Origin of the sequence: Xanthobacter sp. AM11 (genome assembly GCF_047444035.1) — a bacterium.
Lineage (GTDB): Bacteria > Pseudomonadota > Alphaproteobacteria > Rhizobiales > Xanthobacteraceae > Xanthobacter.
The window spans coordinates 2,013,266-2,033,584 of the sequence record NZ_JBLAOA010000001.1; the positions used below are offsets into that span (position 1 = coordinate 2,013,266).

At 65.4% G+C, this 20,319-nt stretch carries 11 protein-coding genes; 6 read left to right on the forward strand and 5 right to left on the reverse strand.

What is annotated here, in order from left to right:
* Positions 1 to 393: 393 nt before the first annotated feature.
* Genes ACI7BZ_RS09300 through ACI7BZ_RS09320 form a run of 5 tightly spaced genes read right to left on the reverse strand, consistent with a single transcriptional unit; the run spans position 394 to position 7,189 of the window.
* Positions 394 to 1,593, reverse strand: a complete 1,200-nt coding sequence (locus ACI7BZ_RS09300; protein WP_414116879.1) for a Wadjet anti-phage system protein JetD domain-containing protein — start codon at positions 1,591 to 1,593, stop codon at positions 394 to 396.
* Positions 1,590 to 3,845 (reverse strand): SbcC/MukB-like Walker B domain-containing protein, encoded by a 2,256-nt coding sequence (locus tag ACI7BZ_RS09305; protein ID WP_414116880.1) that lies wholly within the window; start codon positions 3,843 to 3,845, stop codon positions 1,590 to 1,592. The genes ACI7BZ_RS09300 and ACI7BZ_RS09305 overlap by 4 nt, the downstream gene beginning before the upstream one ends.
* A 14-nt stretch (positions 3,846 to 3,859) precedes the next feature.
* Positions 3,860 to 5,038 (reverse strand): ATP-binding protein, encoded by a 1,179-nt coding sequence (locus ACI7BZ_RS09310; RefSeq protein WP_414116881.1) that lies wholly within the window; start codon positions 5,036 to 5,038, stop codon positions 3,860 to 3,862.
* Positions 5,035 to 5,682 (reverse strand): DUF4194 domain-containing protein, encoded by a 648-nt coding sequence (locus tag ACI7BZ_RS09315; RefSeq protein ID WP_414116882.1) that lies wholly within the window; start codon positions 5,680 to 5,682, stop codon positions 5,035 to 5,037. The genes ACI7BZ_RS09310 and ACI7BZ_RS09315 overlap by 4 nt, the downstream gene beginning before the upstream one ends.
* The gene (locus tag ACI7BZ_RS09320; RefSeq protein ID WP_414116883.1) at positions 5,672 to 7,189 is read right to left on the reverse strand and encodes a Wadjet anti-phage system protein JetA family protein; all 1,518 of its coding nucleotides are present in this window, start codon (positions 7,187 to 7,189) and stop codon (positions 5,672 to 5,674) included. Before ACI7BZ_RS09320 ends, ACI7BZ_RS09315 begins: the two co-directional genes overlap by 11 nt.
* Before the next feature lie 432 nt (positions 7,190 to 7,621).
* On the opposite strand from ACI7BZ_RS09320, the gene ACI7BZ_RS09325 reads away from it, so the two are divergent.
* From ACI7BZ_RS09325 to ACI7BZ_RS09350, 6 genes are all read left to right on the forward strand, one after another.
* Positions 7,622 to 9,508, forward strand: a complete 1,887-nt coding sequence (locus ACI7BZ_RS09325) for an AAA family ATPase (RefSeq protein WP_414116884.1) — start codon at positions 7,622 to 7,624, stop codon at positions 9,506 to 9,508.
* The gene (locus tag ACI7BZ_RS09330) at positions 9,505 to 10,152 is read left to right on the forward strand and encodes a 4Fe-4S single cluster domain-containing protein (RefSeq protein WP_414116885.1); all 648 of its coding nucleotides are present in this window, start codon (positions 9,505 to 9,507) and stop codon (positions 10,150 to 10,152) included. Before ACI7BZ_RS09325 ends, ACI7BZ_RS09330 begins: the two co-directional genes overlap by 4 nt.
* Before the next feature lie 212 nt (positions 10,153 to 10,364).
* Positions 10,365 to 16,496, forward strand: coding sequence for an AAA domain-containing protein (locus ACI7BZ_RS09335; RefSeq protein ID WP_414116886.1), 6,132 nt, complete (start codon positions 10,365 to 10,367; stop codon positions 16,494 to 16,496).
* Positions 16,493 to 17,911, forward strand: coding sequence for a hypothetical protein (locus ACI7BZ_RS09340; protein ID WP_414116887.1), 1,419 nt, complete (start codon positions 16,493 to 16,495; stop codon positions 17,909 to 17,911). Before ACI7BZ_RS09335 ends, ACI7BZ_RS09340 begins: the two co-directional genes overlap by 4 nt.
* 485 nt (positions 17,912 to 18,396) lie before the next feature.
* Positions 18,397 to 18,891 (forward strand): DUF6538 domain-containing protein, encoded by a 495-nt coding sequence (locus tag ACI7BZ_RS09345; RefSeq protein ID WP_414116888.1) that lies wholly within the window; start codon positions 18,397 to 18,399, stop codon positions 18,889 to 18,891.
* Positions 18,892 to 19,282: 391 nt separating this feature from the next.
* A complete protein-coding gene (locus ACI7BZ_RS09350; RefSeq protein ID WP_414116889.1) occupies positions 19,283 to 20,296 on the forward strand; it encodes an aldo/keto reductase in 1,014 nt (337 codons plus the stop codon).
* The last annotated feature ends 23 nt before the right edge of the window (positions 20,297 to 20,319 follow it).

The following is a 20,319-nucleotide window of genomic DNA, read 5'->3' on the forward strand; positions in this document are numbered from 1 at the left end:
CGAAGGTGCTCTTGCCAGTGCTGGTCAGTCCGAGAAGGCATAGCGCCTTGCCACGCCCTGCGCCCACCTCTGGCTACATGATGGAGGACGACGCCTTCGCCACAATCATGGTTTGGTCCGCGATCGTACCCTCCCGGTGTGTTTCGGCATGGAAGATTTCCGTGCCGATCGACACTCTTAGCGTGGGCGAGCCGAGCCCCCCGCGAACCGAGTGCGTATATCCTTGGCCCTCCTTGAGCTTGCGACCCGCCATGGGCGCCATGGCCATCGGCAAATCAAGCCGTCAATCCGAATGCGCAAAATTCAAAGTCAATATACTTATAAACAATAAAAATTCAAAACCTCTGATCGCTTTGTGAAATATAAACAATATTATATATATCTTCTTATCTTTCATATAAATTCCAAAAATTCTGGAAATTTTGGATCTATTATTTCCTGTTCCAAATTAAGTCTCGTCTCAGAAACAATCTTCCAGATTTCCGCAATCTTGCTTTGCTCTCCGCCCTCGGGCGCGAGGTCGCGCTTTCCGACGGGGACTACCCCGTATTCGAACAACATGCGGGAATCCATGAGATGCGGCCGCAGCACTATCTTTGCTTTGTCGAGCGCTTTTTCCAGATGTCGGAAGATGCGCAGACCACCCACATCCATATCGCCCCAGTGAAAAACCGGGCTTTGTGCCTCCGCAGCCAGGCGCAAAATCTGACGCAGGTGGCTGCGCGCGGGAAAGCCGCCCGTGAAGATCACGAGTCCGTCCCTGTTGCCATTGATTTCGCGTACATGCCGGAGGAAGGAGGCATAATTCTCGATGGTAAGTGTGTAGCGGACAGGACTGGCAAGCTCGATGCGCTCCGCCAGATCCGGCGGAAAGCCCATATAGGGTAGGTCTGGCAGAAGCACTTCGCCAACGCGCAGGGGGCCACTCAGGAGCAAAGGCTGCGGCATGCGGACAATGCCGTAGCTTGCGAGGAGGTCGTCGGCTTCGAGGTCCGGAAACGGCGCGCGGGCAGGGAACAGCCGGGAATGCAGCGCTATAACAGCCGCCAATTGTCGTTCCAGGGCCTTGCTGTCCAGGCCCGCCGCCATCGAAAAGGTGCGGTAGTCCGTGGTTTGTGCCCCAACCTGCGCGGCACGTGCCTCTACCGCGAGCGCGAGCGTGAGGGCTCGCTGGAGAGCGTCACCGTCGTACGGAGGCAGGTTGAACCGTGAGACGCCCCGGTTCCAGGCCCTTCCCAGCTCATCGAGCACCTCCTGGGCTGTTTCCGGCAAGCCCGGCCGTGCGTACACCGGCGACAGGGCATCGCGGGTTCGCAGGTGGGCCGGCACCCGCTTCATGAAATGGTAGAGCGCGTCGGGGTCGACCAGACGAAGGTGGGCAATCAGGGAGACCCCATCAGCATGACTGCGCTTGACGGCGATTCCCCCGGACATTTCCGCTGCCGCGAGTTGCTCATGAAAGCGGTCACGCTGTTCCACGTTCTGGAAAGCGTCCTCGTCGACATAAGAGAGTGGCGCCCCGGAACCGGCCTCGTAGCGGGCAAGCAGATCGTTCAGCATCTCAGGGACGTCGGCGAACTTGCGGCGGCTCAAGGCTGGCCCCCGGCCTGCTGGATGTCGCGCTGCGCCAGGAGGTCGCCAAGTTCCGTTTCGCTCAGATGCTGCGGATTGGCCGCTCGCATCTCCGCGCGGGCATGGGGCTTGATGCGCGCGGTTTCGGCCGTGACCATGTTTTCGTGGCGGAACACATCGACGATGCTGTCGAGGTTTTCGTAGACCACGGACCGTTTCTCGGACGGCGCCGCGATGACCACCTGCAATCCGATATGGGAGTAGAAATCCAGCAGCGTGCGCTGGTTGGGACCATCCATCTTGCTGAAGGCCTCGTCGAACACGGCGAGGCCGAGACCGAGGTCGGGCCTATCGTATTGCTGTCGGGTGCCGTGGTAGATGCTGGCGAGGGCGGCACCGATGATGACGTAGTAGGGCACCTGCCGCTCGGCGCCGCTGGCGACCCCCCGCCGTCGGTCGTAGCTGGTCAGCCGGCCGTTGGTGACATCCTCCATCCTAAGGTCGAAATCGAAATAGCCCCGATAGTCCTGATAGGCGGAAAAATCGAGGGACGGGTCGCCGAGAAGCCGTTCCACCTCGGCAACAGCTTCAGCGTGTGCGCCGCCGCCAGCGGAAGGATCGAACAGCAGATCGAGCAGGGTCTCGTTCTCCTCGCTTTCGCGGGCCAGGCGATACAATGGGGAAAATGCCTCTTTGGGGCGGAAATGGAGCGAGTAGATTTCGTTGTGCAGCGGGCGCGTCTTCAGGGCGCGGTTCAGGAGGTCGATCTCGGTCCGCAGCGTGTTGAAGCGCGCATTGAGCTCATGGATAAAGGCGGTGCGGAAGATGCGCACCACTTGGCGGGCAGCCTCTTCCGCCTGCCGACGGTATTGGATGAGTTCGTTGGTTTCCAGGGCCTCGATGCCCGAGGTCACCCACGGTTTGATGACCGTCACCACCTGGTTCGGCTGGATAACGGGTGCGCCCTCGTCGAGCAGGCGATAGTGACCGTGGGCCTGACGAATCTCGCCCTCGCAGATGCGATGGTCCTCCTTCGCCTGGTTGGCGCTCTGCTCCAGCTCGCGCACGAAGGGGGCGAGCTGCCTGGATCCGCGGCCGCGATAGGTCGATCGCAACAAAGCGAGTTGCGCGCGATTGCGCACACGGTCTCGAAACCCAGCCCACCGGTGCCGGAGGCATGCGCGTGAACCCACCAAGTCTTGCCCGCCGCCAAGGATGCGCAGGGCTTCGGCGGCATCGCGCTGGAGCCCACCGCGCATTTCAACCAGCTCCTGCTTGTCCTGGTTCACAGCCTCACGCTGCGCTTTGAGGCTTTCGAGCGCCGTCCGCAGCGCCGGATCGACCATGGTGGAGATGCGATCGAGGCGCAGCTGCAACTGCGTGCGGCGCTCGTCCAGCCCGGCGATGTCGATGGCGAGGCGGTCGAGGCGGTCGGCCTCCTCTGCAGGCTGGGCGAGCCCTTCGAGGCGCTTGGCGATATCCTCGTGGAATCGCTCGATGCCGCGGTGAGTCTCTATTAGGGACGTGAGGTCGCTGATCTGACGCCTGAGGCCCTGTTCCATCAGTGGCACCGCCGCCCGGCCGATCTTCATGTCACGCGTGCGGAGCACTTCCACCACGATGCCGCTGTTGTAGGCGCCGTCGCGCATGATGGCGCGGCCGCCGGCGAGCAGGGCGGACTGGGTCTCTGCGAGTTCCACCTGCCCGGCGCGGAAGACGATGAAGGCCATGGCGAGGGGATCGTCGCTCGCGAGCACGCACGCTAGTGTTCCCTGTGCCGCCTGGATCGGGAGCGCGGCAAGCCGGCGCGTATTGGCTACCCGGCAGCCCCGAAACGTATCCCGCCCGGCTCGCAGGATCTCGACCGCCCGCGCCGCATGACCGGCATCCACGATGATCGCCTCCCGGTCGCGCGCGAAGAAGGCTTCGGCTGCCTCGCGCCAGCCCTCGTCCAGCACCTCGGCGACTTGGCACAAGGCGCGCGGCCGCATCCCCTCCCGCTCGAGCGTCGTCATGAGCTGGGCCGTGGGCTCTTCAAGCCTGACCCGGCCAGTGCGGGCGTGATCCAGTCGTCGCTGCAGGTCCCGCACCTCCTCTTCGAGCTGGTGGCGCTGGGCGATGGCCGCGTCGCGGCGCTCGATGACCTTGGCTAGCGCGGCGCTAGCCTGCGGGCGGGCGGCGTCGATCAGCGCATCCATAGCGATGGGGTCGCGGGGCCAGGCCGGCGGCTCTTGCCCTTCGCTCTCGGCGCGCAGCGCCGCCAGCGTGCGCATCAGTTCCCCGAGCTTCAGGGAAGCCAGCTGATCGCTGTGGTCGATGAGGCTCGCGCCCCGCGGGCTGCGGCGAGAAAGCGCGCCCTCAGCCGTGCCATGACGGCGCTCCTGTCGTGTTCGAGGACCTTAAGATCGCTCTGGACGACCGCGCGCTGGCTTGCCGCATCCTGGGCCGCGAGCTGCGCTATCAGGCTGTCGATCTCTGCGTCCAGAGCGGTGATCTCCTCATTGTGGCGCAAGATCTCGCCGTTGGTTTGCGTTTGCGCGCGCGTGATCTCCCGCTGGCGGCGCAAGGTGGCGACGAGGCCGGCGCCGGCCTCGATGGTCGCGGCGAGGAGGGCGGTTCCGCGGGCCACCTCCTCGCGCTCCAGCAATTGCTCGAACCGGTCCACCAGGAGCTTGATCTCGCGCAGCGCCTCAAGCCGCCGCTCCAGATCGCGGATGTCCTTCTGGATGTCCTGGTAGCGCCCGATGGATTCGCGCAGTTCGCTGATGTCGATGTCCTTCCTCTCCAGCAGGAACTGATGGACGAACTGGCTGACGGAGCGCATGTCCTCGAACGAGAGGGCCATGACGAAGGCGCGCACGAAGCGCTCGGGGTCCGTGTGGCGCCGGCCCGTGAACAGCTGCCGCATGTATTCGCGGATGAAGTTGCGGGCGGTGTCTGGCCGGATGAGCTCGCTCCCGGCAACCGCGCAGGCATCTTCCAGGCGGCGTCGCGCTGTGGTCCAGGATGCCGCGCGCGCATGCCCGCCGTCCATTTGCTCAACCAGCAGTTCGGTGTGGATGCGCACCCCCGGTGCCACATAACACCCCGCCACCCGCGCATCCTCCTGCAGGGACGCCTCCACGCACAGGCCGATGCTGACCGGGGGCCTCACTCCGTCGGGATCCTCGAACAGCAGCGCGAGATGCGTGACGGCGCTGTCGCGCAATGTGTCACCGTCCCCGAGCTGGCCCAGGCAATAGCCGCGCAACGTGCGTTCCGAGCCGCGGCTCCCGCTTTCGCCGGCGGAGCGGTTGAACCTGTAGTAGCGCGCCGAACCGCCCGTCATGACCGTCTGGATGAGGTCGATGAGGGTGGATTTGCCGGAGCGATTCTTGCCGAGGACGGCGGTATCGCCGGACAGGTCGAGGTCTTCCCGTCCGAACAGGTGCCACTGCACCAACGAGATCCGGCTGAGTTGCATCATGCGGAGGTCTCGACCTGCTGTTCCCCGTCCTGGGCCTCGGCATATTCGGGCCGCGAGAGGAGTTGCTCCAGCCGCTCGACCACGTCGTCCCCCGCCACGGTGGCGACGAGGGCGCGGATGGTGAGGCGATAGTCCTGCAGTTCGTCGTCGTACGCGTCGAGCCGGACCACGGCCTTGCGCGCGAGGCCCTCCAGGATGCCCTTGAACTCGCCCGCCGACAGCGCGGGCCGGCGGGCGCGGGCGACCATGTCCTGATAGGCGTCGTAGGCCTCGTTGAGCGTTACGAGCACGCTGCCGTGCCGTTCGATGTCGCCCGCCTGGATGCCCTCCTCCCACAACCGGCGCAAAAGCAGCAGAGCCAGCGTGTCGTCGATGCGCAGCCGCGTGAGCCCGGTCTGCTCCGTATCCGGCAGGATGCCGGCCCAGCCTTCCGACTCGCGCACCACCAGGCGATAGCCGGCGACTTCGAAATAGTTCGCGACCAGCTTTTCGAGATCGGGCCGCAGCAGGCTCTCCATGAGCGAGGCGCCGCCGCGATCCTCCAGGTGGAAGAATTGCTGGCGCAACAGGTAGCGGATCACCCGCAGCGCGCGCTCGAACTGGCGCGGGTCGTGGCTTTCCAGAGCCGAGAATTCAGCGAGCACGAGCCATCTCCAGCGTGACGTTGTCATCCGTGCGGACGGCGAGGAAGCCGGAGCACGCCAGCCATTTGTTGTCCACCCGCCCGCCCTCGGAGATCTTGAAGCCGAAGCTGCGCGCCAGGTGCGCGCCCAGTCTCGTCTGCGTCATGTCCTCTTTGGCAAGGACAAGGAGGCGGAGCGCCTCGAAGGCCAGGAAATCGTCGACGGTGTCGATCGGAAATCCGTCGGCCTGGGCTTCGCCGAAGGGCGGCACGCGGCGCTCTAGGAAACGGCTTACCTGCTCCGGCAACACCGTTAGCCGTTCAAGGTATTCCCGTTCGAGGCTCTTCCTCAGCTCCCGCAGCGGGTCGGGTGGCGGCAGCACGATCACCCCGCCGACGATGGGCGGACGGGACAGCCGCGGTCGGGCCAGCAGGAAGGGGGACAGCGGTTTGCTGATCGGCTCCAGTGGGCCGGGCACGGTGACGGCCTCGGGTTCCTGCGCCCGCAGCTTATCCAGGCGCAGCAGCAGGGGCTCGCTGCGGTTGAGGAACCCGCCCGTTCTGCGGCCGGCATAGCGCACCGTGTTGCGCAGACGCGTCTCGAGACGCCCGCGATGCTGCTGGATGCGCTCGAACACGTCCTCGATGCGTTCGAACACCCGCCGGATGGTGGCAAGATCATCGAACACCATGTCGCGCGCCTGAGCCGTGTCGGCGGCGAGATGCGCATCAAGATAGGCCTGCGCCAGCACGCCGATATCGGCCACCGATTCCTCTATTGCATCGAGGCGCGAGAAGATTCGATGGCGATAGCGGTAGGGATGCGCGGTCGTGTTGATGGAGGTATAGTCCTGCAAGAGGATCCGCTCGACGAAATCCTCGAAATAGAAGCGCAGGCGCTTGCTGATGCTGTCGCTCGATAGGATTTGCTTGTCGATATCCCGCAGCGCGCTGAGCACGGAGCGCAGGTATCGGCCGAACGACGCCGAATCCCGTGCCGCCTTGTGGAGCCCCAGCGCGTTTTCGCGGGCGTTGGCCTGAAGGGCGTCGAGCCCGTTCTTGACCTGCACGACGAGGCCGCCGAGCTGCTCGGATACGCCTTCCCGCAGCGCGCACAGGAACTCCGCGAGGCGCATGGCCGCCGCCGGCATGTCCAGGGTGACCTTGAGGCCGTAGCGCGTTTCTTCCAGCCAGCCGGTGGCGATCAGCCGATGGTAGATGTGGCGCGCGCGACCCATAGCATCGTTGGTGGCCTCCGCATGCGCCGCATCCAGGCCGCGCCGACGCAGGCGACGGCCGCGCCTGCCGACCACCTGGTCGAGCACGACCGGCTCCTCGTCGTCCCGCCAGAGCGCGATATTCTGGCCGAGCTGCTCATAGATGAGCGCGAGGACATCCGATTGAGTTGGAAAATTGAGATCAGATCGAAAGAACGATCTATAAGTCCGGTCGACCATGATCTCGTAAATATCGCGGTTTGATCCCGAGAATATGGTGAATATGTCTGCGTTCAATTGGCCAAACAGCATTCTCGCGCGCCTCTTCCCGCCACTGATTGAACGGCCGAGCTCCGCTTCCGGCCCCGCGGGCTGCTTAGCCTGAACCAACTAGCTCCACGGTCTGGTTTCAGCACAATCTAGGATAAGTTCTGGACCGATTGCTACCGCGTTTGAATGCCGCAACTCGGCTATTGACCTACGATGGCGGCGCAGACGCCCGCTGCGAGAGATCGAGAGGCCTCTGGTGGAAGGAGTGGGTGTGGCAGAATGAGGTCCCGGCCAGCGAAAAAGAGGGTGCGCATACGCCGTCCTGCCTCGTGTCGTCCGCCCTGTAGGATGGCACCTCGCCTTTTTCCTTCAGGTTGAGACAACTGTCGAACTCCCGTCGAATTGCCTTTACCATTGTGGCTAGGCTTGAGTCCGGTCACGGGCTTCGACATATGACCGACGGGGGCGTCCGGGGTGTCCGCATCAACTACCTACGAGGCGCCGCGCTGGCTGCGCGATCTGATCCGCTTTCTGCCGCTCAAGCCGCAGTTCGTCCTTTCCGGTAATGTGCGGGACCTGCAGCTCGCGGAGGTGGCGCCGGGCACGGTTGCAGCGGTCCCGCTCAGTTCGGCGCTGACGACGGCCCTGGGGGCGGCCGGCTATGCCTCTGTGATCGGCTACGATCCCGTCACAGGTTTTCGTCCCCTCCAGCGACCCGGTGAGAGCCCATCCTCCGGCGCCGCGCTCCTAACGCATCTCGGCCTGACCGTCGGGAGTGACGGGGCTGCACCGGCTGGGCCGGATCTGTTCTCGGACGTGCTCGGGCGCGTGGCCGGCGGAACTGCGGCGGTGGATGGCCCCGTCGCCGTGATCGCCGACTTCGCCTCGCGTCTGGTCGTGCGCACCGACGCGCTGTCCAATGCCGAGCATCAGATGTTCACCCGCGCGTTGGTGCTATCCCACCAAGCCCGTGCGCGGCCTTGCGGGACGCCGCCGCGCCCGTTTTTCAACACGGTGATCTGGGTCGTCGACAAGGAAGGCGACCTGCCGGACTGGCTCGTCGTCGACAATCCACGCATTCGCCACGTGCCGGTCGCCAAGCCAGACCAGCATTTCAGGCGGCAGCTAGCGTCTATGCTCCTGCCTGGCCTCGAAGGCGCGCGGGCGGCGGGCCCGGCTGAAATCGATGCCGCCATGGATGCGCTGGTGGAGCAGACGGAGGGGCTGCTGCTGGTGGACCTCTCAGCCATCATCCAGCTCGGCCGCTCCGAGGGCCTGAGCTTGCAGCGCGTAGGCGATGCAGTGCGCCGCTACAAGGTGGGTGTGACCGAGGATCCATGGGCGCGCATTGATCGGGACAAGGTGCGCCATGGAGCGGATTTCATCCGCGCCCGGGTAAAGGGCCAGGACCACGCCGTCACCCATGTGCTGGACATCGTGAAGCGGGCGGTCACCGGTGTGGGGGCCCCGCGTCGCGGAAGTCGGCCGCGCGGCGTCGCTTTCCTGGCCGGGCCGACGGGGGTCGGCAAGACCGAACTCGCCAAGACGCTCACCGGCCTCCTGTTCGGTGATGATACGGCCTATGTGCGCTTCGACATGTCTGAATTCTCCGCCGAGCATTCGGACCAGCGGCTGATCGGCGCCCCGCCCGGCTATATCGGCTACGACGTTGGCGGGGAACTCACCAACGCGGTGCGGGAAAAGCCGTTCTGCGTCGTCCTGTTCGACGAGATCGAGAAGGCACACCCGCGCATTCTTGACAAGTTCCTGCAGGTACTGGACGACGGCGTCCTGACCTCCGGCCGCGGCGACCGGGTCTATTTCTCCGAGGCATTCATCGTGTTCACTTCGAACCTTGGCATCTACCGCCTCGAGGCGGACGGCACGCGGGTCGCAAACGTGACGCCGGATGATGCTTTCGAGGTCGTTCAGACCAAGGTTCGAGCCGAGATCGAGCGTCATTTCAAGACGGCTTTGAACCGGCCCGAATTGCTGAATCGCATCGGCGACAACGTGCTCGTTTTCGATTTCGTGAGAGCCGAAGTCGGGGCACAGATCCTCGCAGGCATGGTCAATGGCATCCTCCAGGACGTGGAGGCGACCCAACATATCGAGGTCATTCTCTCCGACACCGCACAAGAGCGGCTGTCGGAACTGGCCTTGGCGGACCTCTCCAACGGCGGCCGGGGCATCCGCAACAAGGTGGAGACGCACCTTGTGAACCCGCTGGCGCGCGCCCTGTTCGACGCGGATGCGCGGCCGGGCGACCGGCTGATCGTCGCCGCCCTCGAGCCGGACACGGCCGGCGTGACCACGCTCGACGTTTCCAGATCGCGGGGCGCCGGAGGCTTCGCGGCATGACGTCTGCCCCGCTCCACCTCTCCCGCATCCACTTCCCGGTGCGCACGCTCGGCCCGGGCAAGCGCATCGGTATCTGGTTCCAGGGGTGCTCGATCCGGTGCCCGGGTTGCATCTCCATGGACACGTGGGATCCTCGGCCCGGTCGGACCGCCGTCGCCACCGTACTCGATGCGATCCGGCCTTGGCTCGCGGAGGCCGATGGGATCACCATTTCGGGCGGCGAGCCGTTCGACCAGCCGGAGGCGCTGCTGCAACTGGTGGAGGCGCTGCGCGGCGCGCAGGGCGGCGATATCCTGATCTATTCTGGCCACCCGTTGGAGGCGCTGCCCCTCCATAGGTTTGCCGGTCTCATAGACGCCGTTGTCGCGGACCCGTTCGATGCCGGGGCGGGCCAGACCCTGGCGCTGCGGGGCAGCGACAATCAGCGGCTCGTCCCGCTCACCGTCCTCGGCCGAGAACGCTATGGCGAGGATGCACGGCTCCGCCCGACGGCCGAAACGCTGGAGATCATGTTCGACGACGCGACCGGAGAAGTCTTCCTCGCCGGCATCCCCCGCCCCGGCGACCTGCGCCGCCTCGCCCGCCTTCTCGCGGCAGCGGGGCATCATGCCGTCACCACTGAAGACGCACGCCAGACGCCATGAACTCCCCCTCCAGATCGCCGGTGCGCCGCTGCCCGAGTTGCGGATCGGAACGACCGGTCTCCGAACTTTTCTGCCAGAACGTCGCTGAAGGCGTGCTTTGCGATTGGCCACTGGCGGATGTTGAGATCCGCGAGGAAGGAGCATCGGACCCCCAGCCGCTGCCCGATCCTATTGCTCCGCCATCGACCGTGAGGTGCGTCAACGGGCACGGCATGGCCGAGCTTGACGTGATGTGTCTCGTGTGCGGGGCCGATCCCGCACCCCCGCAGCCGGAGGGCGATCAAGGTCCGGCTTCCGGCCTGGGCACTGCCGACGGTTTCGAGGAAACGCCCCAGTCTCCTTATGGCGATGGCCCCCTGACTGCCGTCATCGCCGGATGGGAACTGTTGCGGCCGCTTCCGCGCGCGACACCAAGTGCGCCCTATTGCGGCTTCGAGGCGCGTGGTGCCGATCGCCGCACGGTTCTGCTGACGCTCTACGATGTTGGTGCCGAGCCCGATCCCGCCGTGCATGACATCCTGGCCCGCACGCCGCTCGATCACGTGGCAGAACTGATTGAAACGGGGCGCCACGAGGGCCGCACCTTCGAAGTCACGGAATGGATCTCTGGCGGTACTCTGAAGGATGCCGGCTTTGCGGGATCGGACGACCCCGCACGGCTCCGGCGCCTGGTGGATGAGCTCAGCCGTGCGCTGGCGAGCTTCGCCGAGGTCGGGCTGCGCCATCGGGACATCAACCCCTCTACGGTCTGCCTGCGGACCACCGATCCGCTCGATCTTGTGGTGACGGGCTTCGGCTCCGCCCGCCTCTCGGACTTCGATCTGGAGTCGGTGGCGCCGCTGGAACTGACCCGCTATTCGGCGCCCGAGACCATCGTTGGCGCGGTCAGCTCGGCCTCCGACTGGTGGTCGCTCGGCATGATCGTACTGGAGCAGGCAACGCGGGGGCGTTGCTTCGAGGGGGTGAACGACCAAGCCTTTCAACTTCAGGTCGTCACCCGTGGTGTGCCGATCCCCGCGTCGCTCGCCCCGGATATCCTCGTGCTGCTGCAGGGCCTGCTGGCGCGCGACCCTCTGCGGCGCTGGTCGGCCGCCGAGGTGCGCGCCTGGCTTGCCGGAGAGCCGGTGGCCGCCCCTGAACAACCGCAGCCGGAAGAGGAGCCGTCGGGGCCAGCCTTGTCGCTGGCGGAGCGCATATTCAGGCGGCCGGACGCCTTCGCGCTCGCCGCAGCCGAGGCCGGCAACTGGGATGCGGCGAGCGATCTCCTACACCGTGGCGCCGTGGCGACTTGGCTCAGCGAGCAGAAGGCCGATCCGCGGCTCGTCTCGCAGGTTCGGCGGATCGGAGCAGATGAAAGCCTGACCGAGGATTTCCGCCTCGCCTTGGCCCTGCTGGCGCTCAACCCCGCGCTGCCCCTGACCCTGAGGGGGGAGATCGTCACCCCGGCCTGGTTGCTGTCCCATCCGGCGGATGGCTACGCCATCGTGACCGGTGACGTGACGCGCCAGCTTGAACAGATAGACCGCGAGCCCTGGCTGGTGCGCCTGCGCTCGCGTGCGCAGGCGGTCCGCGAGCGCGCGCAGTTGCTGGAGATCGCCCTTGACGAAGACAACGTTCGGGTGGCGCTGCTGGCGACTTCGCGCGCCAACCTGGAAGCGGAGCGCGACGCGATCCGGCAGATTTGGCCCGATACCGACAATGCGGGGCTCGCCTCGATTCTAGAGCGGAGCCGGCTGTCGGACGAGGATCTGATCATTCTTGTGGGAGCGGAGCGGGGGCAGTTCCTGCCGCTGGCAGGGCTCGTGTCCGGCGCTGCGGAGCAGGCCGCCAAGGCCGGTGTCGATTTTGATGCGGCAGCGGTGGCCACGCTGCTTGTTCGCCCAAGGCGGGAAATTTTCGCCTTGGTCGATGCGCGTACGGCGAATTTTGCACGCTGCGGCAATCCGCGGGTTGATGATTGGGCCGATGCCTTTCGCGTGGAGCGCCGGCTGCCGCTGCCCCGCGCCGCTGTGCTGCTGGCGATCCCGGAGGTAGCCTGGAAGGAGCCGCCGAAGCAGCAATATGTGGCGACGCTGCTGTCGCATTTCGAGAAGCGGGTGGCGGGCGCGGTGTCCCGCGGTCCGCTTTCGCGTTTCACCATCGGCAAATGGACGCCGCGTGTCGACCTGTTCGAGCTCGGCACGGCGCATAGTCCGGCCGAGGCCCTTCTCAACCATGTCCTGTCGCGCGCGGATACGCCGGTGGCGCTCGACCCCTCCGGATACGTCGGCGATAATAGCCGCGAGGCGCGCCTGCGGCGCCTTGTCAGTCATGCGGAAATGTTCCGGCGGGATACGGGGCTTGACGGCCGGATGCTGGGTTTTCCCTTCATCGTGATGCGCGGCGGCCGCGGAACGGACGGCGCGCGCGAGGCCCGGCCGCGCGTGGTGCCGGTGCTGCTCTGGCCGGTGATCGTTGACATTCAGCCCGGCACTAGCGCCGCGACCATCGCCTTTGATCGCGAACGGGAAGAGGTGCGCCTCAATCCAGCTCTCGAAGGCATTCTTGGTCCGGGCATGTTCCAGAAATGGCAGGCTGCCCGCGAAGAGCTTCTCGGGCGTGCGGCGCTCAAGCGCGGCGAGGTGATAGACGCCTTTGGTACGCTGGCAACGCTGCGTTCCCGCGAACTCCGGCGTTTGCCGCCCAAGGATGCCAAGGTGGCGGCGGGCACGTTCGAACTGATCTGCGCGGCGGCGCTGTTCAATGCCGAGTTTACCGGGCAGTCGGTGGCCGAGGACTTGCGGCAAATGGCCCGCATGCCCCCCGCCGGAACCAGCCTCGACGCTGCACTTCGCATCCGAGGAGAGGCGCCGGAAGCAGGAGATCTGCCGCTCGTGCGCGAGCATGAGCGGTTCGCCGTTGCCGGCACCGACCCATCACAGGATGCTGCCGTTCTGCGGGCACGTATTGCGCCTGGGCTTCTCGTTGAAGGTCCGCCGGGAACCGGCAAGAGCCAAACCATCGTCAATGTGGTGGCTGACGCCATCGGTCGTGGCGAGACAGTTCTGGTTGTCTGTCAGAAGCAGGCCGCTCTGAAGGTCGTTCAAAAGCGCCTGGATGCCGAGGGCCTCGGCGACCGTCTGTTCCATGTGGTGGACATCAACCGAGACAGGGAGGCCATCATCCGGGCGCTGCGGGACCAGACCGAGACGGTTCGGGCCATGCCTTCGGGCCAGCTTGCCGTACTTCGCCGCCAGCGTGAGGAAAAGGCCGCCCGAATCGAGGATCTGGAAGGCGAGATCGACCGGCATCACGAGGCTCTCCACCATCGGGACGACCGCACCGGCCTGAGCTACCGCGATATTCTCGGCGAGCTGATCGGCCTCGAGGCGGAGGGCCCGTTCGTCGATTGCCCTGCGCTGCGGCCTCTGATGCGACCGCTCGGGCGTGGCCGGGTCGCCGTCATCGAGGAGGCCTGCTCCTCGCTGGCCCGCGCTTGGCTTGACGCGCAGTTCGAGGACAGTGCGCTGGAGGTGCTGAGGCCATTCTCGGTCGATGCCTCCATCACCAGCGCTTTCCGAGGGGACTTGCTGGCATTTATCCAGATCGAACGTCAGCGCCGTGAAGTGCTCGATGCCACGGCTGGGGCCTTCGACGTGGACGAACCCGGCCCCCACATGGCGTGGCTGGCCGCGCATGGCACATCGCTCGAGACAATGCCGGATCGCACCCGGCGGGGCCTGCAGGCTTGGTTTGACTTGTTCCGTCCCGGGCTCGATGGCCGAACGGCCGGGCTCGACATCATTCGGGATCTTGAGCAGGTGCTAGGCGCCCTGTCCGCGCTGGTCCCAGCGAATGCCGAGACGGAAATTCTCGAATACGCCGCGGCGCTGCCCGCTGGCTCGCTCAATGCGCTTCTTGCCGACGTGGACCGCGCGACCGCGCCGGTCTCCCTGCTCGGCTGGCTCAATCCCGCCCTATGGGGGGCACGCAAGCGGGCCAAGGGGGGGCTGTCGCAGCTGGGACGCACTGTGGACGCGAGCCAGCTGGTAGTTCTGAAGGAGGCGCTGGCCAGCGAGGTCCGCGTGCGCCCGCAACGCGAGCGCTTCGGACAACTGCTGGCGATATTGAAGCTCGTGCCCCCGACGAAGCCATCGCTGCTGCCGGCGCTGAAGCGGGAGGCTGAGGGGCTGGTCGTTGCCCTGCGCCGGGTAGCCGAGGCTGCTGCGGCCGTCTTGGCCTGCCCTCGCTTGGAGGATGCTTCCATCGCCGCCCGCTCCGGAGCGCCGGAAAGTTTCGCCGCTCTGCGTACCAGTTTCGAGCAAGCTTTCGCTCGGCAGAAGGCGCGTGCGCGAAGCTGCGACGCGATCGGGCCGCTTGAAGCCTGGTTCGAGACGCATTGGACGGACGAGATGCGCGGGCGCATCGCGCGCAACGAGGAGACTTTCGAGCGACTGAAAGGCGTAGCGGAGTCGGTCGGGTCGCTGGAACCCTACCAACGTTTTCGGGCCCGGGCCTCGAGCCTCGACGCGGATGTGCTGCAGGCGTTTCGGGTGCTGCGCGCGAAGGTTGCCGACCTGCGTGCTGCCGAGCACGCCCAACTGGGCGCGATCGTACGGCGAACCCTTTTCCGGGAAGCGCTGCTCGGCTGGAAGGGCGATCTGGAGACCACCCGTCCCGCATTGCTGTTAGAGCGCGAGGAGATTGCGCGGAAGGTAGAAGCGCTCGGCACCCTCGATCGCGATCTGCGCGCGATCAATCGAGACCTTCTCAGGCACGATTTCGACCCTCGGCGTCTGGGAAGTGCGGCCGCGTGGCAGGCGATCACGCGGTTGAGGGGACCTCAGGCCCGGCGGCTGCGGGAAATCGTCGACGAGGGTGCCGAACTCGGCCTCATGCATTTGCGGCCGGTCTGGCTCATGAACCCGGACGTGGTCAGCCGCATGCTTCCCCTGAAGGCCGGCCTGTTCGACCTCGTGATCTTCGACGAGGCATCGCAGATGCCGGTGGAGTATGCGATTCCCTCCCTGTTCCGCTCCAAGCGCATCCTGGTTGCCGGCGATGAAAAACAGATGCCGCCGAGCAACTTCTTCGCCTCGCGCATCGATGGCGACGACGAGGATGACGACGCCGAGTTCGACGTGTTCGAGGAGGGGGTAACCGACGCGGAGCGCGAGGCGCGGACCGACAGCTGGAACCGCCGCGAGATCAAGGATTGCCCGGACCTACTGCAGCTGGCTCGCGGCGTTTTACCCTCGGAGATGCTGAAAATTCACTACCGGTCGCAATATCGGGAGCTCATCAGCTACTCCAACGCTGCCTTCTACAAAGGCGAATTGAGCGTTCCCGCCCGCCATCCCGATGCCGAGATCCGGCGGGTGCGGCCCATCGAGGTGATCCGCGCGGAAGGGGTGTATGAAGAGCGGGTCAATCCCGCCGAGGCCGCGCTCGTGGTGGACTGGATCGCTAAGGCCTGGTCATCGTCGGACGAGCCGCCGAGCATCGGTGTCGTCACCTTCAACAGCAAGCAGGCCGATCTGATCGAGGATCTCCTGGAAAGACGGGCGGTTACCGACAAGGTTTTCCTGAGCGCGTACCAACGCGAGCGCCAGCGCACCCAGAATAACGAGGACATGAGCTTCTTCGTAAAGAACGTGGAAAACGTCCAGGGCGACGAGCGCGACGTTATCGTGTTCTCGACGACCTTCGGCCGCGATCGCCACGGTGCCTTCCGGCGGAATTTTGGCGTGCTGGGGCAGACCGGCGGCGAACGCCGGCTGAATGTCGCCGTGACACGTGCGCGCGAAAAGGTGATCCTCCTGACCTCCATGCCGCTCGGCGACCTCTCGGACTGGCTCTCGACCGGCCGGCCCCTCGACCGGCCGCGGGACTATCTTCAAGCCTATCTCGACTATGCCGTGCGCATGAGCCTCGGCGACGTTGAAGCCGGACAGCGTTTGATGACGCGCCTCGCGCCTCGTCATCGCGCCGGGCGCCAGGATGCCGCACCTGCCGTCGATGACGGCTTTGTACGAGCCGTGCGGGATCACATCCGCGGGCTCGGTTTTGTGCCCGTCGCGACGCCGCACGCGGACGCGTTCGGTCTCGATTTTGCGATCGAGAACCAGCGCACGGGGCTGTTCGGCATCGGGATTGAGTGCGATGCGCCCCGCCATGCCTTGCTGCGGCGGGCGAGGGCACGGGAGATCTGGCGGCCGGGGGTGATGCGCCGCGCCATTCCCGTCGTGCACCGGGTCTCATCTGACGGCTGGTATCATCGGCCGGCAGACGAGCGCAGTCGGCTGGAGGCCGCGCTGCGCAGGGCGCTCGGAGAGGCGGGCGTTCAGACGGGGAGCGAGCCATGAGCGGACCGAAGGTGGTGCGGGTCATCACGCGCGAGGAAGTTCAGGCAATCTGCCGTCGGGAGATGGCGGCCACGCAGGCGGCTGCCGACGCACTGCGCCGCGCCCATGAGCGATACGACCAGCTTTCCGAGCAGGCCCGACAGGCGATCGCCGAGGCCACGAACCAGCTCGCGGCACTGTATAAGGCCGAGCAATATGACGAGATCCGGAAGCTGGCCCCCCAGCTTACCGCCTTTTTCAAGGCTGAGAGCGAACGCCTTGTGCGCGAGGCCATTGCTGCAGCCGAGGCCGCGCGCAGCCGCCGGCGCCGCGTTGCCGATTCGGCCCGAAGCGTTTGTGCGGCGCTGGAGGCGGCGGGCAAACCGGTTCCTGCAGGACTGCCGGACGTTCCGGCCCGAGCCGCGGCCGCCGACGAAGCGGGGCTTGCCGTTTTGGAACGCACGGTGGAAGACAGCTTCCGTGCACTCGTGGCGCCACCCCGCTCCGCGGACGGGATGAATGCGGGAGCGCAGGCTCTTGCGGAGCGGTTGTCGGGCGAGGAGGCGGGCCGCAGCTACGCGCAATGGCTCGCCGAGCGCCAGCCGGTGCCGACGCCAGGCGATCTCCGGCTGGATACCGCCCTTGCCGCTATCGAGGCACTGGGGAACATGGCGATGGCCGAACGCTATGCAGCGCGATCGGCTGAAGTGCAGGCCGCAGGACCACAGCGCCGCGCGTTGTTGCTGGACTCCCTGCTGCTCGACGCCGCGCGCGACGCCCGGCACTTGCGGGACGAGCGCGAACTTCGAACCCGCCTTCAGGAAGCCGCCGCCGAGCTGGGGGCATTGGGTACGGAGCCGGCGCGAGTGCTCGCCGCCCGGATCGGCACCGCCTTGGCCCAAATTGCTGCGCACGAAGACGCCGCGCGGTTCCTTGCTGACTCACAAGCGCTCCTCACGGAGGCCGTCACGGAGATCTCGAAGGAGACATCCTCCATCGCCGCAGTGGCGCGGCGGCGAACGGTGCTGGGCGCGTTCGCGACCCTCGGCTACGAGGTGCGCGAGGGCATGGCCACCGTCTGGGCACGCGAGGGACAACTGGTGATCCGCAAACCCGGCACCGGCGACTATGGTGTCGAGCTTGGCGCTCCAGCGGACGCCGCGCGCATGCAGGTGCGTCTGGTTGGATCGGACCGCCCATCGGCTCTCCGCACCGCGACGCGTGATCGCGACCAGGAGGTGCTTTGGTGTTCCGAGTTCGAGCGCCTGAAGGGCATTCTGCATACGGACGGCGATGCCATCGCGATTGATCGCGCGCTTGAGGCTGGTGCGCAGGCGGTGAAGACTGTAGTGTTCCCCGATGCCGAAGAACAGTCCGAGCGCACGGAGGACAGGCCGCCGCGCGTCAAGGTTCACCGGCAAAGACCCAAAGGCTAACTCCCTAATGAGGGGGTCGATAGTCCTCGCCAAAGGCGACAGGCTGGTCGGCGAATGGGATTATATTACCGATCAAAATCGGTAGGCAACCGTTCTCCATGCGGCTGAACATATCGGTCGACATTCTAGCCGCGGCCCCCAGTTTTGGCCGCGTGAGTGACGCCTGTTTCCGTCAGCAGACTCCCTGCAAAGACGTCACAATTACCTGCAAGTTGGAGAAAGATCCCTGCATCTATGTTTAGGGAATTGTTTCGCAACCCATTGATTAATCGACTTTTGTGATAATGAAAATCGGCAAAACTTTCACAAATGGGGGGAATTTCCCAGAAAATTCCCGCGGAGCAGGCAACTTGAGCAGAGACGGGTTCGCTGTAGACTGCGTCATCCGCCAGTTTCCCCTAACGCATTGAAATTCCTGTTTGATGCGAAAGATCAAGAGCTTACGGGGCCGCTTGCTACACACGCCTGCTACACAAGGCGGCGAAATGGCAAGGGAAAGCAGGCTCTTCAGACGGGCGGGAAAGTGGACGTTTCGCGTTCGGGTTCCGGCCGACATCCAAGGCAAAATCGGGAAGAAGGAAATTTGGAAGGCGCTCGGCGACGTCTCCCACGCTGAGGCACGCCGCCTCACCCGCGTCGAGAGCATTAAAGCGGACGCCTTGTTCGCCGAGGCACGTTCGCCCGCTTCGAACCTTGCGCTCAACCAAATCTCCGATGCGGATCTCCAGCATCTGGCGCTGACCTATCTCCACCGGCTGGAGGCGGGGGCGGAGCCCATGCCTTTGGATGCGTCATTGCGAGGAGACCTGGCGTCCGAAGCGTCAGAAAAAATCATGCTCGTCGGGCAGTCGCCGGAGGACGCTTCGTTGCAACTGGTTGCAACGGCGTTGGCCGAGGAGGCTCGCGTGGATGTTGGACGAGATGCGACGATCATTCCGCGGCTGGCGGAGTATGTGCAGAGGGCGCTGATCGAGGATTAAATCTCTGGCGTCGTTCCCAACCTGATAACGCAGCGCCAATGCCTTCAGCGGGTGGCGCAGTCGGTGGTTGGTTGATGCGGGACGTCATGTCGTTGTTAACATGCACCATCGTGACAATTCAGGACATCGCGCGGCCGCCGTCGTACAACGCATGATCTGAAATTTTTCCGACCGGCTCCCATCCGGTGCAACCAGTTGCACCGCGGGCCAGCAGAGACCTCTTCAACCAGTCGGCGGGCGCGGGTGCGAAGAGCACGCCGATCGGCGTCACCTATGAACCGCCTTCTAAAGTCTTGAGATCACCGCCCGCCTATTTCGGATCTCCGGCGCGGCTTATCCCTTCCATGACGCCGAACGTTGGGTTCGGGCCACAGATGGAAGGTTCAGACTAATGGCACTCAAGGATATCCTGCGCGGGCAGCTCGGTTTTGGCGCGGCGCCGCTTGGCAACATGTTCCGGGACATTCCCGAGCCGGAAGTACGCGCCACGGTCGAGGCCGCGTGGAATGACGGCATCCGTTACTACGATAACGCGCCCTTCTACGGCGCGGGCCTCGCCGAAATGCGCATGGGCGAGGTGCTGGCCGGCAAGCCGCGGAGTGAGTTCATCATCAGCACGAAGGTGGGCCGGGTGATCCTCGACGAGATCGAGGACGTCAGCGCCCGCGACCTCGGGGAGAAGGGCGAGGTCTTCAAATACGGCCGCCCCAACAAGATCGTGAACGACTATTCTGAGGATGCCACCTATCGCTCCATCGAGGACAGCCTAAAGCGGCTGAAAATTGACCATATCGACATCGCCTTTGTCCATGACGTGGCGCAGGACTTCTACGGCGACGAATGGCTCGGCCGGTTCGAGGAGGCGCGCAAGGGCGCCTTCCGCGCACTCGACCGGATGCGCGACGAGGGCGTCATCAAGGCCTGGGGTCTGGGCGTCAACAGGGTCGAGCCCATCGAGCTGCTGCTGGCGCTGGACGAGCCGCGCCCCGATGGCTTCCTCCTCGCCGGCCGCTACACGCTGCTCGATCATGACCGGGCCTTGCAGCGGGTGATGCCGATGGTTGAGGAGCAGGGCCTCGGCATCGTGGTGGGCGGCCCCTACAGCTCGGGCGCGCTCGTGGGCGGCCCGAACTTCGAGTACGCCCCGGTGACGCCGGCCATGAGCGCGCGCATCGCGGCGATCAAGGCGATCGCGGATCGCTACGGCATTTCGATGAAAGCGGCCGGACTGCAGTTCTCGCTTGCCCATCCCGCGGTGGCCGCGGTCATTCCCGGCGCCAGCCGTCCCGAGCGGATCGCCGAGGATGGCGCCGGACTGCGCGAAGCCATCCCGGCGGGGTTCTGGGCCGAACTGCGAGAGCGCGGCCTCGTCAATCCGGCAGCGCCGCTCCCCGTCGGGGACTGACGCTTCCATTTGGTGTTCCGCCA